General features: G+C 54.7%; 1 protein-coding gene. It reads left to right on the top strand.

Annotated features, from left to right (window positions below):
• A partial coding sequence (locus tag GZ1_RS19785; protein ID WP_373278124.1) for an ExeA family protein occupies positions 1-441 on the top strand: 441 nt, incomplete at its 5' end.
• Positions 442-541 lie beyond the last annotated feature (100 nt).

Raw genomic sequence — 541 nt, 5'->3', positions numbered from 1 at the left:
CGGATCACGCCGGTGTTCATTTTGGACGAGATGCATTTAGCAAAGGATGCATTTTTACAGGACATCGCCATCTTGTTCAACTTTGAGATGGATTCGACCAACCCATTTGTCTTGATGTTGGCCGGGCTGCCCCATTTACAGGGGAAGCTGCGGCTCAATCAGCACCACCCTCTCGACCAGCGGATCATCATGCGATACCGGATGGGGCCGCTGGAGAAGGAAGAGGTGGCGGGCTACATCGAGCATCGGATGAAACAGGCCGGGGCGAAGCATCCGATCTTCACCCCATCGGCGTTAGAGGCGATTGCCCTGCAGTCGCGGGGATGGCCTCGGGTGATCAACACGTTGGCCACGACGTGCCTGTTATACGGGTATCAGCTGAAAAAGGACGCCATTGACGAAGAAGTGGTGCGCATGGCCGCAGAGGAAATGGGGTATTAGCACGAAAGGGGCCGAATCGGCCTCTTTTGTGCTTTCACTTTTCCATTTTCCATCGGTCCATCAGGCGCGCTGGAAATCTTCATCTGAAAGAGCGTGCAAA

The sequence above is a fragment of the Geobacillus zalihae NBRC 101842 genome (genome assembly GCF_001544135.1).
GTDB classification, from domain to species: Bacteria; Bacillota; Bacilli; order Bacillales; family Anoxybacillaceae; genus Geobacillus; species Geobacillus zalihae.
Note: the sequence above shows the minus strand (reverse complement) of the source record. Positions and strands in the feature narration are given on the sequence as shown.